Raw genomic sequence first — 1,648 nt, 5'->3', positions numbered from 1 at the left:
ACGCGCTGCTGCGGGTCGACAACCTGCTGTACCAGGTGAAGACGGGTGACTACCTGGGCCAGAACTACGGCAAGGTCACCAAGATTTCCGAGACGGACGTCTCGCTGCGCGAAATCGTGCAGGACGCGGCGGGTGAGTGGATCGAGCGTACGAGCTCTCTTCAGCTTCAGGAACGGGCGCGGTGAAGAACATGCAGGAGAAACAGATCATGGGTAAGTGGCAAGTTCGAAGCGTTGCGCTCGCGTTGCTCTTCGGTGCGTCCTTGTCTGCGTGGGCGCAGAACGCCATCCAGTCCATCAACAGCTCCCAACAGGCGGGTGCAGAGGTCGTGCGCATCGAACTGTCCGAGCCGCTGGCGGCGGTGCCGACCGGCTTCACGGTCCAGACGCCGCCGCGCATCGCGCTCGACCTGCCCGGGGTCGGCAATGCGATGGGCAAGTCGAACCTGGACATCAACCAGGGCAACATCCGCTCGATCAACATCGCGCAGTCGGGTGATCGCACGCGGCTGGTCATGAACCTCAAGACGGCGTCCAATTATCGGGCGCAGCTCGAAGGCAAGGTGCTGGTGGTGGTGATGGAAACGTCGGCACCGGCGGGCGGCATCGCTGCCACGGCCAAGGCGCCGGTGGCGGGTGAATCGACCCGCTTTGCGGAGAATCTGAACGACGCGCCGATGCCGCTGAAGGGCATCGACTTCCGTCGCGGCCAGGACGGTGCGGGCCGGGTCGTGGTCGACCTGCCGAACAACCAGGTCGGGGTCGACATCCGCCAGCAGGGCCAGAGCCTGGTGGTCGAATTCCTGCGCTCGAACCTGCCGGAGAACCTCCGACGCAAGCTCGACGTGACCGACTTCGGCACGCCGGTGCAGAGCGTCTCGACCTTCCAGAACGGTGACCGTGTGCGCATGGTCGTCGAGCCGCGTGGTGCCTGGGAGCACAGCGCGTACCAGACCGACAACCAGTTCGTGCTGGAAGTGCGCCAGCAGAAGCAGGATCCGAACAAGCTGGTGCAGGGGCCGGGTTATGCGGGCGAGAAGCTGTCGCTGAACTTCCAGAACATCGAGGTTCGCGCGCTGCTGCAGGTCATTGCCGACTTCACCAACTTCAACGTCGTCACGAGCGACACTGTCACCGGCAACGTGACGTTGCGCCTGAAGGATGTGCCGTGGGACCAGGCGCTAGACATCATCCTGCAGGCCAAGGGCCTGGGGCTGCGCAAGTCGGGCAACGTGATCTGGATCGCCCCGAAGGATGAGCTCGCGTCGAAAGAGAAGATCGACCTCGAGGCGAAGGCGCAGATCGCCAACCTGGAGCCGGTGCGCACGCAGTCGTTCCAGCTCAACTACACGAAGGCCGAAGAAGTGGCCAAGGGCCTGACCGGTCAGAACACGACGGGTGGCAGTGGCACCGCGTCGCGCATCCTGACGACCCGTGGCAGCGTGATCTTCGAAACCCGCACCAACCAGCTGTTCGTCAGCGACATTCCCTCGAAGCTCGAGGAAGTGCAGGCGATGATCACCAAGATCGACGTGCCAGTGCGGCAGGTGCTGATCGAAGCGCGCATCGTCGAAGCGAACGACAGCTTCGGTCGCTCGCTGGGGGCGAAGCTGGGCTACTCCGACTTGCGCGGCCTCAATGGTGGCGTG

The 1,648-nt window shown here is 63.9% G+C and carries 2 protein-coding genes; both read left to right on the top strand.

Features of this window, described 5'->3' with window-relative positions; genetic code table 11:
- The coding region (locus AC1D15_RS31065) for a pilus assembly protein PilP (protein ID WP_477829065.1) at window positions 1-185 on the top strand (185 nt) is incomplete at its 5' end.
- A gap of 23 nt (window positions 186-208) precedes the next feature.
- Window positions 209-1,648, top strand: a 1,440-nt coding sequence (locus tag AC1D15_RS31060) for a type IV pilus secretin PilQ (protein WP_477829064.1), incomplete at its 3' end; no start/stop codon positions are given.

The organism is Rhizobacter sp. P2_H2, assembly GCF_056403375.1.
The sequence above is the reverse complement of the archived record's forward strand: the minus strand, read 5'-3'. Positions and strand labels throughout refer to the sequence as shown.